Source organism: Marinactinospora rubrisoli (genome assembly GCF_042664915.1).
Classification (GTDB): domain Bacteria; phylum Actinomycetota; class Actinomycetes; order Streptosporangiales; family Streptosporangiaceae; genus Marinitenerispora; species Marinitenerispora rubrisoli.
Genome location: NZ_JBHTBH010000009.1, coordinates 106,378 through 119,761, shown reverse-complemented (window position 1 = coordinate 119,761; position 13,384 = coordinate 106,378). Strand labels below are relative to the sequence as shown.

Sequence of the window (13,384 nt, the reverse complement as noted above, 5' to 3'; positions counted from 1 at the left end):
GTGAGGTCAGTCACGTTGCGCTCATGGAACAGCAGCCGACAGAGCGTGTCAATGAGGTGACCCATCGCGGCCCCGTGACCGGAGGGCCCCGCCGCCGCTGACCGGCCCTCTCACTACGCTGGATCGGACGCGGGCGAGCGGAGAGGCGCGCAGATGATCGACCTGAGATCGGACACGGTCACCCGGCCGAGCCGTGAGATGCGGCGGGCGATGGCGGAGGCCGAGGTCGGCGACGACGTGTTCGGGGAAGACCCCACCGTCCGGGCGCTGGAGGAGGAGACCGCGGCGGCACTGGGCCGGGAGGCCGCCCTGTACGTGCCGTCCGGCCACATGGCCAACCAGCTGGGCGTGTTCGTGTCGGCCGCCAGCGGCGACGAGATCTGGGCGCACGAGCGATCGCACGTGGTCGGCAACGAGCAGGGCGCGCTCGCCGTCCTCAGCCGGGTGCTCCCCCGCACCTACGGCGGCGACCACGGCTACCCCGGCCAGGAGCTGCTGGACGCCTGGGCGGCCGGAGTGGACGACATCCACCGGGCCCGGCCGCGGCTGCTCTGCCTGGAGAACACCTTCACCGGCCGGGTCGTCCCCCGTGCCGAGCAGCGCCGGGTCGCCGGCTTCGCCCACGCACACGGCATGCGCGTGCACCTGGACGGCGCCCGGCTGTGGAACGCCGCGGTGGCGCTCGGCGTCTCGCCGGAGCAGGCCGCCGAGGGCGCCGACACGGTCGCGGTGTGCTTCTCCAAGGGACTGGGCGCCCCCGTGGGATCCGCGCTGGCCGGCGACGCCGAGGCCATCGCCCGCGCCCGCCGCGCCCGCAAGATGCTCGGCGCCGGCATGCGCCAGGCCGGCATCATCGCCGCCGGCGCGCTGTACGCGCTGCGCCACAACGTCGCCCGGCTGGCCGAGGACCACGCCCGGGCCGAACGTCTGGCCGCCGGGCTGTCCGAACTGCCCGGCCTGGCCGCCGTCGCCCGCACCAACATGGTGCTGGTGACGACCGAGCCCGGAGCGGCGGAGCGCCGCGCCGCGGAGTTCCGCGCCGCCGGCGTGGCCGCCCTCCCGCTGGGAGCCGACCGGATCCGCATGGTCGTGCACCTGGACATCGCCGACGCCGACATCGACGAGGCGCTGCGGCGGATCGGCACGGTGGTGCGGGCGGGTGGATGAGCGTGATTCGGTGGCGACCCCGGCGGACCTGGCGCATGATCGCATCATGAGCGCTGAACCAGCGGAGTACTCCATCCGTAGAGCCCGCGACGAATTCTCCCAGGTCGTGAACCGGGCCGCTTTCGGCGGCGAGATCACCTACATCACGCGTGGGCGGGGACATCGTCGAGCGGCGGCCGTGGTCCCGGCCGAATGGGTCGAAGCCTATGAGGAGTACCTGGACCGCGAGGACGGGTGGGTGGCCGAGGCACGACTCGCCGACCTGCGTGCCGGTCGCTCACAGGTCATTCCCGCTGAAGAGGTGGGACGGACGCTCGGGTCGTGAACGACAGCGCGTCCGGACCACGGCCCTGCGACGCGGTCACGACGTGCGAGTTCCGGGCGCGGGAACTCTGGGCCGGCGAGCACGAGAGGGCGGTCGTGGAGAGCCATGAGAGGCGGGTGTGATGGCCGGGTACCACCCGCGTTGGGTGCGTCCGGATTCTCCCCCCGAAGACCCGGAGCGGATGGCGATCCGGGAGTCCCTGGCCTTCGGTAAGGCGCTGTATGACCGGCGGAATGCTCTGGGACTTTCCGTTCCGGACCTGGCCGGGCGGGCGGCCATGACCATCGATGAGATCGAGTGCATCAAGGAGGGGGGCACCGCTCCGACGGTCACCCTGCTGCGCCGGCTGGCCGCCGCCCTCAACGCGGATGTCCGGTTGACGGCCGGGCACGACATCGACTCGGTCCGGTTCGAGCCGCACGCCGCCGGACCGATCCGCATGTGGGAGGGCGCCCTGGGCACCCTCCCACTCGTCCGTCAGCCGAGCGGGCCCCGGCCGCCCACCTGACCCGGCCGGAGACGCCCCCGCCTCCCGTTCGGGAACACGACGGTGGCCGGGACGTCCTCATACCGGCTATCCGTCCGCCCCCGGCAGATCCACCATCCGGGCGATGGCCGCCCGGTGCCGGTCGGCCGTGCCCAGCGCCAGCGCGGCGCTCTTCGCGCGCTTGAGGTACAGGTGTGCCGGGTGCTCCCACGTGAAGCCGATCCCGCCGTGCATCTGGACGGCCTCCTCGGCGGCGCGGACGGCGACACCGGGCACGAACGCCTGGGCCAGCGCGGCCGCCAGCGGAGCGTCGGGGCCGCCGGCCGCCACCGCGCCAGCGGCGTTGCGGACCACCGCCCGGGCCTGCGAGATGGCCACCCACAGGTCGGCGAGCCGGTGCTTCAGGGCCTGGAACGAGCCGAGGGGACGGGCGAACTGGGTGCGGATCCGCAGGTGGCCGATCGTCGTCTCCAGCGCCCACTCCGCCACGCCGAGCTGCTCGGCCGCCAGCAGCGCCGCCCCGGTCACCAGCGCCGACCGCACCGCCTGCTCGGCGGGGGCGCCGGTCGCCAGTGCGCGCGCGGGCGCCGCGCTGAGCCGGATGTCGGCCAGCGGCCGCGTCAGATCCAGGCCGACCAGCGGCGTGCGCTCGGAGTCGGCCGCCGCCACCAGGTACAGACCCGCTCCGTCCGGTCCGGTGGCCGGAACCACGAGCAGGTCCGCCACGTCCGCGTCGGCCGCCCCGCGCACCGTCCCGGTGAGCCGCCCGTCCGCGGCGCGGACGGACGCCGGAAACGGCGCGTCCGGCGGCGTCGCCAGGGGCACCAGGAGGGTGGCCGTGCGTTCGCCGGCCGCCAGGCCGGCCAGCGTCCCGGCCGATGGCCGGCCGCCGCCGGAATCGGGGAGCGCGAGCAACGCCGCCGTGGCCAGGACCGCGCTGCCGAGGAACGGAACCGGCGCCACCGCCCGCCCGAGCTCTTCCGCCACCACCGACGCCTCCCGGAACGACGCCCCGGAGCCGCCGTCGGCGTCGGCGATGGGCAGCCCGGCCGCGCCGATCGCGGCCAGCGCCCGCCAGAGCGCGGTGTCGGTCACCTCCGCCGTCTCGACCCTGGCCAGGACGGCCTGCCACGGGCACCGGTCGGTGAGCAGCGCCCGCACGCTCGCGCGCAGGTCCTCCTCGATCTCGCCGTACAGCAGGCGGGGGCCGTCGGCGTCCGGGCTCACAAGTCCTTCCATGCGACGTCCTTGTCCACGCGTGGCTCGGCCGGCAGGCCGAGGACGCGTTCGGCGATGATGGTCCGCAGGATCTCCGACGTGCCGCCCTCGATCGAGTTCCCCCTGGTGCGCAGGTAGCGGAACCCGGCCGTGCGCCCGTACAGGTCCACCCCGTCGGCCCGCCGGAACGACCAGTCGTCGTACGCGAGCCCTTCGGCGCCCAGCAGTTCGAGCTCCAGGGCGGAGATCTCCTGGTTCAGCCGGGCGAAGGACAGCTTGGCCGCCGAGCCCTCCGGACCGGGCCGGCCCGCCGCGACCTGCTGTCGCAGCCGCTCCCGCATGAGCCGGGCCGCCTCGGCGTCCACCCACAGGCGGAGCAGCGCGTCGTGCAGCCCGGGCGTCCGCAGCTCGGGCCGGTCGCGCCACAGCGCACAGAGCACGCCGATCAGACCGCCCTCGCGCGGCTCGGCGTCGCCGCCGATGGCCATTCGTTCGTGCATGAGGGTCGTCTGTGCCACCCGCCAGCCGTCACCGGCCGCGCCCAGCCGGTCGGTGTCCGGGATGCGCACGTCGGTCAGCCGCACCTCGTTGAACTCGGCCTGGCCGGTCAGTTGCCGCAGCGGGCGGACCTCGACACCCGGCGCCGCCATGTCGCAGATGAAGTAGCTGAGCCCCCGGTGCTTGGGGACGTCAGGATCGGTGCGGGCCAGCAGCAGCCCCCACCGCGCCCGGTGCGCCAGCGACGTCCACACCTTCTGGCCGTTGACCAGCCACCCGTCGCCGTCCCGGACCGCGCGGGTGGCCAGCGCCGCCAGATCGGAGCCCGCCTCCGGCTCGCTGAACAACTGGCACCAGATGTCCTCGCCGGTGTACAGCGGCCGGAGGTAGCGGTCCCGCTGCTCCGGCGTGCCGAAGGCGGCGATGGTGGGGGCGGCCATGCCCAGGCCGATCAGCAGCATCTCCCGCCCGGCCGGCTCGGCGCCGTGGCGGGCGAACTCACTGTCGACGACGTGCTGCAGGTGCCGGGGCGCGTTGAGCCCACCGGCGCCTTCGGGAAAGTGCACCCAGGCCAGCCCGGCGTCGAACCGGGCGGCCAGGAACTCGGTCGGATCGGTCGTTGCGGGGTCGTGCGCGGCGAGGAAGTCCGCCACCCGCGCCCGCAGGGCCGCGCCGTCGACGCGGCCCTCGGGAACCGTTGCCATGGAGCCTCCCGTGAAGTGGGGCCGGCCGCCCTAGTCGAGCGGGCCACCGGCCACGTAGATGACCTGGCCGGAGACGAAGCCCGCCTCCTCGCTGGTCAGGAACGCGATGGTGGCGGCGACGTCCTCGGGGCGGCCGGTGCGGCGGACCGGGATGTTCGCCGCGGCGGCCTGCTGGAAGTCCTCGAACGACATCCCGACCCGCTCCGCCGTGGCGCGCGTCATGTCGGTGACGATGAAGCCGGGGGCGACGGCGTTCGCGGTGACGCCGAACTTGCCCAGCTCGATCGCGAGCGTCTTGGTGAAGCCTTGCAGGCCGGCCTTGGCGGCGGAGTAGTTCGCCTGACCGCGGTTGCCCTGCGCCGAACTGCTGGACAGGCTGACGATGCGCCCCCAGCCCTCCTGGGTCATGTGCGCCTGCGCCGCGCGGCTCATGAGGAACGCCCCCCGCAGGTGCACGCCCATCACGGTGTCCCAGTCCGCGTCGGTCATTCTGAACAGCAGGTTGTCCCGGATCACGCCGGCGTTGTTCACCAGGATGGTGGGCGGCCCGAGGCGCTCGGCGATCTGGGCGACCGCGGCGGTGACCTGGTCGGTGTCGCTGACGTCGGCCGGGACGGCGATTGCGGTGCCGCCCTTTGCGACGATGGCGTCGGCGGTCGCCTTGGCCTGGTCCTCCAGGAGGTCGACGACCGCGACCGCGTGTCCTTCGGCGGCCAGCCGGTGGGCCGTCGCCGCCCCGATGCCACGGGCGGCTCCGGTGACGATGGCGACGCGGGGGGTCTGTGACATGCCTACCTCCAGGGAGTTGCGGAAGTTCAGCCCGAGCGGCTGCGGAGCGGGAAAACCGTCCGAGCGGCTGCGGAGCGGGGAGCTCAGCCCGAGCGGTTGCGGATCGGCGACACGGTCGAGGCGATCCTACCCAGCGGTTACCGACCAGGCGGTATGTCGCCGTGGTGAAGTCCACGTGCCCGCCGGGAGTGCCCTGACAGGCACGTTCTCGCCGCGCCGCCACCGGGCCGGCCGCCCGTTCGGGGTGCCGGGACGCCCGCTCGGGCGCTACGGTGTTCGGACCGGTCGCCCGTCCCCCGTCCCCGCTCACCAGGCGGCCGGCCGTTCGGAAAGGCGAAGGCGTTGTTCGACGCCCATCTGCACATCATCGATCCGCGGCTCCCGGGTGCGGCCGGCGACGGCACCCCGGTGGAGCCCTTCACCGTGGAGGACTACCGCACCCGCATCGCGCCGCTCGACGTCGCCGGCGGCGCCGTGCTCGCCGGACCGCACACGGCGCGCGGCACCGGTCCGCTCCTTGACGCACTGCGCCGGCTCGGCCCCATGTTCGTCGGCGTCGCCGAACTGCACCCCGACACCGCCGACTCCGAGTTGCGGGACCTGCACGCCGCCGGCGTGCGCGCCCTGCGGCTGGACCTGCGCGGCGGCGCCGGTATCGACCTCGACGCCCACGTCCAGCTCGGCATGCGCGCCGCCGATCTGCTCGGCTGGCCCACCGAACTCGGGGTGGACGCCGCGGACCTGCCGGAGGTCGCCGGCCGGCTGACCCCGCTGCCCCGGATCAGCATCGAGCACCTCGGCTTGTCGGCCTCCGGCCTGCCCGCGCTGCTGGACCTCGTCGCAGGGGGAGCCCGGGTCAAAGCTAGCGGTTTCGGGCTCGGTGACCTCGACGTCCCGGCCGCACTGCGCGCCGTCGTCGACGTCAACCCGGCGGCCCTCATGTTCGGTACCGGCCTGCCCGTCTCCGCGCGCCCGGGAGCCGACGCCGACCTGGTGCGCCAGGTGCTCGGCCCCGAGCTCGCCGCCCCGGTCTTCTGGCGGAACGCGCTCGACTTCTACGGCGTCCGGACCTCGGAACAGGGTGCGCCGGCGCCGGTGCCGGCCTGGTCCTGAGGTCCAGTAGGCTGGGTCGCCCGCGTCGCCGGCGGCCGAGTCCCCGGCCCGGTCGGCCGAGCCCGCCTGGGGCCGGCACCACCTGCCACGGTGGTGATGGCACGACAATCCGGTCAGCGACGAAATCGGCGGCTGCCGGCGGGGTAGGGTGACGCTACGGCGGCGGCCGTTCCGGTACGGCCGGTTCGGCCGGAAGTCCGCGCTGACGAACATGGCGGTCGGCGCTCCACTCGGCGCTCACCCGGTTGCCATCCCGCGCTAACCGGGAACGACGACACTGGGGGCGAAAAGGCCGCCGGACGCAATTCGAGAGGGGCGGTGCGGATGTCGGGCAGCAGAGTCCGCTCTCCGCGGTGCCGCACGTGCCCGTCCGCCGGGAGGGGGTCGGCGTGATCGTCGTCGCCCACCGTGGAGCTTCGGCCTACGCCCCCGAGAACACTCTCGCGGCCCTGCGCGAGGCGGGCCGGCGCGGTGCGCACATGGCCGAACTCGACATCCAGCAGACCGCCGACGGTGAGTTCGTGGTCATGCACGACGCCACCCTGCGCCGAACCACCAACGTCAGCGAGCTCTTCCCGGACCGGCGGCCGTGGCGGGTCTGCGACTTCACGCTCGCCGAGATCAGGCGGCTGGACGCGGGCTCCTGGTTCGGCACCGATTTCGCCGGGGAGGGCGTCCCCACGCTGGACGAGGCCCTGCAGACCCTGAAGGACTGCCGGCTGGGCGCGCTCGTGGAGCTCAAGGTGCGCCGCCGTGATCCCGCCGCCGCCCGCCGCCTGGCCGACCGCGTCGCCGACGACGAGCACTGGCGGACCGCCGGCGCCCAGGGCCGCTTCATTCTGCAGAGCTTCGACTGGGTCACGCTGCGCTGGATCACCGATCTGGTCCCGGAGGTGCGCACCGCGGCGCTGGGCAAGACCTACAGCCGGTACGCGCTGCGCCGGGTCGCGCGCTACGCCAGCCAGATCAACCCGCACTATCTGAGGGTCAGCGCGCCCTACGTCCGGCACGTGCACGAGTTCGGGATGACGATGTTCAGCTGGACCGTCAACACCGATTACGCCATCCGCCGGGTGATCCGCGACGGGGTCGACGGCATCATCTCCGACTACCCGGACCGGGTGGTCGGCCACCTCGCGACCGCCGCGTAGTCCGGTCCGGCGCGAATCCCGGGGTCCATGCCGGGCGGCCGCCGTCGTTCGGTGACCCAATCGATGCCTATTGTGTTCAGCCTTCAACTGCTCATCGAGGGGCTGATGTTCTAGGATGAGTGCATGAGGCGCATGCACGTGCATCCGGGCCTTGCATCTGCATAGTCCTCGGAGAATACTGGCGTCCACGCGTCAGCTGTATTTCGAGCGATCGAAACGACTGCAAGGGGATCGCGGTGACCGGACATTCAGCCCAGGAATCGGTGAGGGGAACATCGGCGTGGGGATGGACGTCCTCGGCCGCTGTCGCCTCCGGAGTCCCGCAGTCCTGGTGGCTCCCTACCCTGCGGCAGGGGGCGCCCCGCTGGGGCTCGCTGCCCGGCACGGCCAGCCACGACAGCGCCACCTGGCGGCTGGAGGCCGATCCGGGAACGGTCAAGGTCGCCCGCGAGCTGGCGGTGACCGTGGTGCGCGACTGGGGGATGTCGCGCATGGTCGGTGACGTCGAGCTGGTCGTCTCGGAACTGGTGACCAACGCGCTGCGACACGCCGGGGGCTACCTCGCCGGTTCCAGTGGATATGAAAACGTTATCCAGCTGAGCGTCCTGCGCCGCGGGGGCGAGCTGGTCTGTGCCGTGCGCGACGGCAGCGACCAGCTCCCGGCCCAGCGAGAGCCCGACTTCATGGCCGAAACGGGGCGAGGGCTCCACCTGGTGTCGTGCTTCAGCCGGACGTGGGGAGCGGTTCCGACCGTGCCGGACGGCAAGTTCGTGTGGGCGCTGTTCGCCTGAGCCGGTTCCGGCGCATCCGGACGGTTACGCTGAGTGGCCGGCAGACCGCCCGTGCCGGCCCGGTGCGGGCTCGGCCAGGAGATTGACGGGCGGTGAGTGCCGATCGTTCCTCACCGTCGGCTATAACGTTTAAGGGTTGCGCACGGTGCGTGCCACGCGCCTTCCGGAGGGGGAAGGCGGCACCGGGGCCGCGCAATCCGAGGTGGGGAGGCAGCAGCGGTGGGCATGGCTCATCCGGAACCCGGCAGCGGTCCGACCGTGCGCCGCATCCTGCTCGGGTACCAGCTCCGCAAGCTGCGTGAGGCCAAGGGCATCACGCGCGCCGACGCCGGATACAAGATCCGCGGCTCGGAGTCCAAGATCAGCCGACTCGAACTCGGCCGGGTGGGGTTCAAACTCCGCGACGTGGAGGACCTGCTCAGTCTGTACGGCGTCACCGACCCCGCACAGCGGGAGCCGCTGATCACGCTGGCCAAGGAGTCCAACAAGGCGGGCTGGTGGCAGCAGTACGGTGACGCGCTGCCCAACTGGTTCCAGTCCTACGTCGGCCTGGAAGAGGCCGCGACCCGGATCCGGACCTACGAGGCGCAGTTCGTCCCCGGCCTCTTACAGACCGAGGACTACGCCCGGTCCGTCATCCTGGGCGGCACCCGGCGCGACGCGGACAGCGAGGCCGAGAACCGCGTGGCGGTCCGGATGCACCGGCAGCGGCGCATCCTGGAGCACCGCGGTGTGAAACTCTGGGCCATCGTGGACGAGGCGGCGGTCCGCCGGCCGGTCGGGCACGAGCAGGTCCTCAAACGCCAGCTCGAACGGCTGGTGGAGTTCTGCGACCACCCCAACATCACCCTGCAGATCATCCCGTTCTCGGTCGGCGCGCACGCGGCGGAGGCGGGGTCGTTCACGATCCTGCGCTACCCCGAGTACGACCTCGCCGACGTGGTCTACCTGGAGCAGCTCACCGGCGCCCTGTACCTGGACAAGTCCGATGACGTGGACGCGTACACGATGGCGATGGAGCGGCTGAGCGTCGCGGCGGAGCCGCCCAACCAGACGCCGAAGATGCTGGCGGACATGATCGCGGACCTGTAGGCGCGGCCGCCCGGCCCGACGTGAGAAGGAGCCCCACCCCCCGAAGCAGTGGAGCTCCCGTAGCCGCCGCCCGGTAGGGCGCGGCCGTTCTGGGGGTCCTGGTCCGGCTCAGGGCCTGGACCCGGCCACGGCCCGCCTCCCGGCCTCCGGCCGGGACGGGTCCGCGGGGACCTCCCGTCGGCACCGTGCGCGCACTGGCGTGCGGCGCGGTGTGCGTGTGGTCGGCGTCCGACCGTTCCCTGGCTAGCTCAGCAGGTTGTCGAAGTCGCCGTCCTTGGCGCCGAGGATGAGCGCGTCGATCTCCGCCTGGGTGTACAGCAGCGCCGGGCCCTCGGGGAACCGAGAGTTGCGCACCGCGATCGAACCGTCCGACAGCTTCGCCATCTCCACGCAGTTGCCCTGCGAGTTGCTGCGACGGCTCTTCTGCCAGGTGACGTTGCTCAGTTCGGACGCCGAAATACCGTTGTACGCGGTCATGAGGTCGAATCCCTCTCAGCTGGTTCGGACTGGGCGGCGCGCATGCGCCCATGCACTGTCTAATGCACGTGCATTCGCACCGTACTTTGAACAGGATAGCGCACGTGCATAAGAATCCTCTGAGTGTCGGGACACGTGTAGGCATCGTGTAAGCGGGTGCAATGTCCTGGCTGGGATTGCATGACAACGCCCCGCCGACCTGGGGGTCGGCGGGGCGTGGCAGCGCTCGCTGGGCTGGTCGCGCCCTGGGTCAGTCGCAGCGCAGCGCCGTCCGCAGGGCCTCAAGGTTCGCCGTCATGACCGAGGGATAGTCGTCGCCGGGAGAGCGATCGGTGATGCCCTCCAGCGGGTCCAGGACCGCAGTGGTGGCACCCGTCTCCTCGGCGATGGTCTCGGCGACCGCGGGGCTGGCCAGCGTCTCGGTGAAGATCGTCGTGACGTCGTGCTCCTCGACCAGATCGGCCACCTCCGCCATGCGCGCGGGGGACGGCTCGGACTCGGGGTCGACGCCACTGATGCCCACCTGGGACAGGTCGTAGCGGTCGGCAAGGTAACCGAACGCGGTGTGGCTGGTCACGAGGTCGCGCGAGGCGCACTGGGCCAGGCCGTCGCGGTAGGCCGCGTCGAGCTCGTCGAGTTCGGCCGCCACCTGTTCGGCGTTGGCGTGGTAGGCGTCGGCGTTGGCGGCGTCGGCCTCCGCCATGCGGTCGGCCAGACCCTCGGCGATCGTCGCCATCCGCTCCGGGTCCAGCCACACGTGCGGGTCGGTGCCGCCGGCCTCGTCGTGCGCGTCGCCGTGCTCCTCATCCCCGTGCTCCTCGCCGCCGTGGTCGTGGCCGCCGTGGTCGTGGCCGTCCGCGCCCTCGGTCGCCGTGCGCAGTTCCACCAGGCCGGCGACGTCCAGGGCCGACTCGCTCGCCTGCTGCGCGACCGCCTCGTCGACGGCCGGCTGCAGGCCGGGGATGTAGACGACGATGTCGGCCCCACTGACCGTGCCGACCTGGCGCGGGGTGAGTTCGAGGTCGTGCGGCTCGGCCCCGGGCTCGGTCAGGTTGGTCACCTCGGTGTGGTCGCCGCCCACCCGCTCGGCCAGCCACTGCAGTGGGTAGACGCCGGTCACCACCGTCACCGCGGCGTCCTGCCCTCCGTCCTCGCCGTCGGCGCCGCCGCACGCGGCGGTCGCCGTCACCAGTCCGGCCGCGCACACCGCGGCCACTCTCCTCGACATCCCGGATCGCATGGACCCATCATGAGGAGAATGAAAACGGTTGTCAATTTGATGAGATTTGCGCGATTTGTCGGGGTCAGCTGAGCTCGGCGAACTTCTCCACGTTGTCGGTCTTGCCGGCCACGATGACGATGTCGCCCTTCTGCGGCACGGTGTCGGCCGTGGCGTAGGTGAACTGCTCGCCGTGCCGCTTGATGCACACCACCGTGATGCCGTGGTGCGAACGGATGCGGGTCTCGCCGAGCCGGCGGCCGATGATCTCGCGTGGCGCGCGGGTCTTGCCCAACGCGAAGTTCTCCTCGATCTCGACGAAGTCCAGCATCCGTCCCGACACCAGGTGCGCCACCCGCTCGCCCATGTCGTGCTCGGGCAGCACCACGTGGTGCGCGCCGATCTGCTGCAGGATCCGCCCGTGCCGTCGGCTGATGGCCTTCGCCCAGATGTCGGGCACGCCCATGTCGACGAGCAGCGACGTGGTGAGGATGCTCTCTTCCAGGTGGGTGCCGATCGCCACCACCGCGCGGGTGAACTCCGGCGCGCCGAGCTGGCGGAGGGCCTCGTCGTCGGTGCTGTCGGCGATCACGGTGTGGGTGAGCGAGTCGGCGTACGCCTGGACCAGCCGGGCGTTGCTGTCCACCCCGAGGACCTCCCAGCCGCGCGACACGAGTTCGAGCGCCAGGGAACTGCCGAAGCGTCCCAGCCCGATCACCAGCACGCGGTTGTCGTGCGGTCTGTTGCGTTGCACTGCGTCGTCTCCCTGTGGCTAACCGATGATGGGGCGGGCCTCGGGCAGGTCGTAGCGGCGGGTGCGTTCCCGCAGCGCCAGGGCCGAGGCGAAGGTGATGGGGCCGATGCGGCCGGCGAACATCAGGAGCACCAGCAGCACCTGCGCCTGCGTGGGCAGGTCGGGGGTGATCCCGGTGGACAGGCCGACCACGCCGAAGGCCGAAACCACCTCGAACAGGATCTCTTCCAGGTGGAACGGGGTGGTGATGAGCAGGTAGACCGTGGCGCCGGCCACCACGGTCATGGACAGGAAGGTGAGGCTGAGCGCCTGGCGGATCGCGCTGCCGGAGAGCCGGCGGCCGAAGACGTGCACGTCGGGGTGGCCCCGGATCTCCGCCCACACCACGACGAGGATCACCGCGAACGTGGTGGCCTTGATGCCGCCGGCGGTGCCCGCGCTGCCGCCGCCGACGAACATCAGCATGATCGTGACGAACAGCGTCGAGTCGTCCATCTGGCCGACGTCCACCACATTGAAGCCGCCGCTGCGCGGCATCACCCCGTGGAAGACACCGACGAGGAGCTTCTGTGGCCACCCCATGGGGCCCAGTGTGGCGGGGTTGTTCCACTCCAGCAGCGTGATGGCGAGGATGCCGGCGCCGAACAGGAAGGCCGAGGCCGTCACCGTCAGCTTCGTGTGCAGCGACCAGCGGCGTGGCTGGCGGAAGTGCCGGCGCAACTCCAGCAGCACCGGAAAGCCCAGGCTGCCGAGCACGATCGCCGCGGCGATCGGCAGCAGGATGAACGGGTCCGCCGCGAAGCGGGTGAGGCTGTCGGCGTAGAGCGCCAGTCCGGCGTTGTTGAACGCCGCGACGCCGTGGAAGACGCCGTGGTAGAGCGCCCGCAGCGGGGGTTCGCCGTAGTGGGTCACGAGCCGCAGGGCCAGGACGAGGGAGACCACGACCTCGCAGGTCGTGCTGATGATGAAGATCCGCGCCACCAGGGAGCGGACGTCACCGAGATTGAGGCTGCGCGTCTCGGCCTGGGCGCTGAGCTGCATCCGCAGCCCGAACCTGCGGATCACCACCATCCCGAGCAGTGAGGCCAGGGTCATGATGCCCACGCCACCGGACTTGATGAGGGCGAGGACGACGAGTTCGCCGAACATCGACCAGTGCCGCCCCACGTCGACCACCGCGAGACCGGCGACGCAGACGGCGGACACGGCGGTGAACAGCGCCTGCACCAGTGTGGTCTCGCCGGGCCCGGTGCTGGCGGCCGGCAGCATGAGCAGGCCGGTGCCGATGACGATCACCAGCGCGAACGCCGCGACGACGAGCTGGGCGGGACGCTGCCAGGCGTGCTGACGGGGCGGCCCGAAGCGGTCGGTGCCGGACCGCTCCCGGTGGCGTGACCGTTCCCATCGACTGCGCCAGGCACGCAGTGTTCCCCGCATCATTCGCCTGCCATTTCGCACTTCGACATCGCCGCTCGCGACATTCCAGTGCACGAAACTAGCGCCGTTGGACGGGTGCGGCTCACCGCCCCCTCGGCAGGGGCGGGAGCGGGAGAAGTTCGCCCCGACCCAGGTTACGAGACCGCGCGACCGGCGGACGGC

14 protein-coding genes are annotated in these 13,384 nt (G+C 72.0%); 7 read left to right on the top strand and 7 right to left on the bottom strand.

Features of this window, described 5'->3' with window-relative positions:
• Window positions 1–153: 153 nt before the first annotated feature.
• From ACFQRF_RS19045 to ACFQRF_RS19035, 3 genes are all read left to right on the top strand, one after another.
• Window positions 154–1,167 (top strand): threonine aldolase family protein, encoded by a 1,014-nt coding sequence (locus ACFQRF_RS19045; protein ID WP_379872485.1) that lies wholly within the window; start codon window positions 154–156, stop codon window positions 1,165–1,167.
• 46 nt (window positions 1,168–1,213) lie between these two features.
• A complete protein-coding gene (locus tag ACFQRF_RS19040) occupies window positions 1,214–1,492 on the top strand; it encodes an antitoxin of toxin-antitoxin stability system (RefSeq protein ID WP_379872484.1) in 279 nt (92 codons plus the stop codon).
• 181 nt (window positions 1,493–1,673) lie between these two features.
• Window positions 1,674–2,000 (top strand): helix-turn-helix domain-containing protein, encoded by a 327-nt coding sequence (locus ACFQRF_RS19035; RefSeq protein WP_379872483.1) that lies wholly within the window; start codon window positions 1,674–1,676, stop codon window positions 1,998–2,000.
• Window positions 2,001–2,066: 66 nt separating this feature from the next.
• Here the strand turns inward: ACFQRF_RS19035 and ACFQRF_RS19030 are convergent, their stop codons facing one another.
• From ACFQRF_RS19030 to fabG, 3 genes are read right to left on the bottom strand one after another with little or no spacing between them, the layout of a single operon-like run.
• A complete protein-coding gene (locus tag ACFQRF_RS19030) occupies window positions 2,067–3,218 on the bottom strand; it encodes an acyl-CoA dehydrogenase family protein (RefSeq protein WP_379872482.1) in 1,152 nt (383 codons plus the stop codon).
• Complete coding sequence (locus ACFQRF_RS19025; protein WP_379872481.1) at window positions 3,203–4,399, bottom strand: acyl-CoA dehydrogenase family protein; 1,197 nt, start codon at window positions 4,397–4,399, stop codon at window positions 3,203–3,205. The genes ACFQRF_RS19030 and ACFQRF_RS19025 overlap by 16 nt, the downstream gene beginning before the upstream one ends.
• A gap of 30 nt (window positions 4,400–4,429) precedes the next feature.
• Window positions 4,430–5,188, bottom strand: a complete 759-nt coding sequence (gene fabG / locus ACFQRF_RS19020) for a 3-oxoacyl-ACP reductase FabG (RefSeq protein ID WP_379872480.1) — start codon at window positions 5,186–5,188, stop codon at window positions 4,430–4,432.
• Between the two features lie 342 nt (window positions 5,189–5,530).
• Between fabG and ACFQRF_RS19015 the strand changes: the two genes are divergently transcribed.
• From ACFQRF_RS19015 to ACFQRF_RS19000, 4 genes are all read left to right on the top strand, one after another.
• Window positions 5,531–6,301, top strand: a complete 771-nt coding sequence (locus ACFQRF_RS19015; RefSeq protein ID WP_379872479.1) for an amidohydrolase family protein — start codon at window positions 5,531–5,533, stop codon at window positions 6,299–6,301.
• Window positions 6,302–6,654: 353 nt separating this feature from the next.
• Complete coding sequence (locus ACFQRF_RS19010) at window positions 6,655–7,452, top strand: glycerophosphodiester phosphodiesterase (RefSeq protein WP_379872478.1); 798 nt, start codon at window positions 6,655–6,657, stop codon at window positions 7,450–7,452.
• Window positions 7,453–7,715: 263 nt separating this feature from the next.
• On the top strand, window positions 7,716–8,243 hold the full coding sequence (locus ACFQRF_RS19005; protein ID WP_379872477.1) for an ATP-binding protein: 528 nt from the start codon (window positions 7,716–7,718) through the stop codon (window positions 8,241–8,243).
• Window positions 8,244–8,468: 225 nt separating this feature from the next.
• A complete protein-coding gene (locus ACFQRF_RS19000; protein ID WP_379872476.1) occupies window positions 8,469–9,335 on the top strand; it encodes a helix-turn-helix domain-containing protein in 867 nt (288 codons plus the stop codon).
• A 243-nt stretch (window positions 9,336–9,578) separates the two neighbouring features.
• On the opposite strand, the gene ACFQRF_RS18995 is transcribed toward ACFQRF_RS19000, so the two are convergent.
• The 4 genes from ACFQRF_RS18995 to ACFQRF_RS18980 form a co-directional block, all read right to left on the bottom strand.
• Window positions 9,579–9,812: a DUF397 domain-containing protein gene (locus ACFQRF_RS18995; protein ID WP_114398166.1), complete on the bottom strand. Its 234-nt coding sequence runs from the start codon at window positions 9,810–9,812 to the stop codon at window positions 9,579–9,581.
• A 250-nt stretch (window positions 9,813–10,062) separates the two neighbouring features.
• Window positions 10,063–11,052 carry a metal ABC transporter substrate-binding protein gene (locus ACFQRF_RS18990; RefSeq protein ID WP_379872475.1) on the bottom strand — a complete coding sequence of 330 codons (990 nt, stop codon included), beginning with the start codon at window positions 11,050–11,052 and terminating at the stop codon, window positions 10,063–10,065.
• Window positions 11,053–11,116: 64 nt separating this feature from the next.
• Complete coding sequence (locus ACFQRF_RS18985) at window positions 11,117–11,785, bottom strand: potassium channel family protein (protein WP_379872474.1); 669 nt, start codon at window positions 11,783–11,785, stop codon at window positions 11,117–11,119.
• An 18-nt stretch (window positions 11,786–11,803) separates the two neighbouring features.
• Window positions 11,804–13,222, bottom strand: a complete 1,419-nt coding sequence (locus ACFQRF_RS18980; RefSeq protein ID WP_379872649.1) for a TrkH family potassium uptake protein — start codon at window positions 13,220–13,222, stop codon at window positions 11,804–11,806.
• Window positions 13,223–13,384 lie beyond the last annotated feature (162 nt).

Bases quoted from the DNA above. Each gene is read 5' to 3' on its own strand.
- ACFQRF_RS19040 (WP_379872484.1), top strand. From the start codon at position 1,214: ATGAGCGCTGAACCAGCGGAGTACTCCATCCGTAGAGCCCGCGACGAA.
- ACFQRF_RS18990 (WP_379872475.1), bottom strand. From the start codon at position 11,052: ATGCGATCCGGGATGTCGAGGAGAGTGGCCGCGGTGTGCGCGGCCGGA.
- ACFQRF_RS19035 (WP_379872483.1), top strand. From the start codon at position 1,674: ATGGCGATCCGGGAGTCCCTGGCCTTCGGTAAGGCGCTGTATGACCGG.
- ACFQRF_RS18995 (WP_114398166.1), bottom strand. From the start codon at position 9,812: ATGACCGCGTACAACGGTATTTCGGCGTCCGAACTGAGCAACGTCACC.
- ACFQRF_RS19030 (WP_379872482.1), bottom strand. From the start codon at position 3,218: ATGGAAGGACTTGTGAGCCCGGACGCCGACGGCCCCCGCCTGCTGTAC.
- fabG (WP_379872480.1), bottom strand. From the start codon at position 5,188: ATGTCACAGACCCCCCGCGTCGCCATCGTCACCGGAGCCGCCCGTGGC.
- ACFQRF_RS18980 (WP_379872649.1), bottom strand. From the start codon at position 13,222: ATGCGGGGAACACTGCGTGCCTGGCGCAGTCGATGGGAACGGTCACGC.
- ACFQRF_RS19025 (WP_379872481.1), bottom strand. From the start codon at position 4,399: ATGGCAACGGTTCCCGAGGGCCGCGTCGACGGCGCGGCCCTGCGGGCG.
- ACFQRF_RS19045 (WP_379872485.1), top strand. From the start codon at position 154: ATGATCGACCTGAGATCGGACACGGTCACCCGGCCGAGCCGTGAGATG.
- ACFQRF_RS19000 (WP_379872476.1), top strand. From the start codon at position 8,469: ATGGCTCATCCGGAACCCGGCAGCGGTCCGACCGTGCGCCGCATCCTG.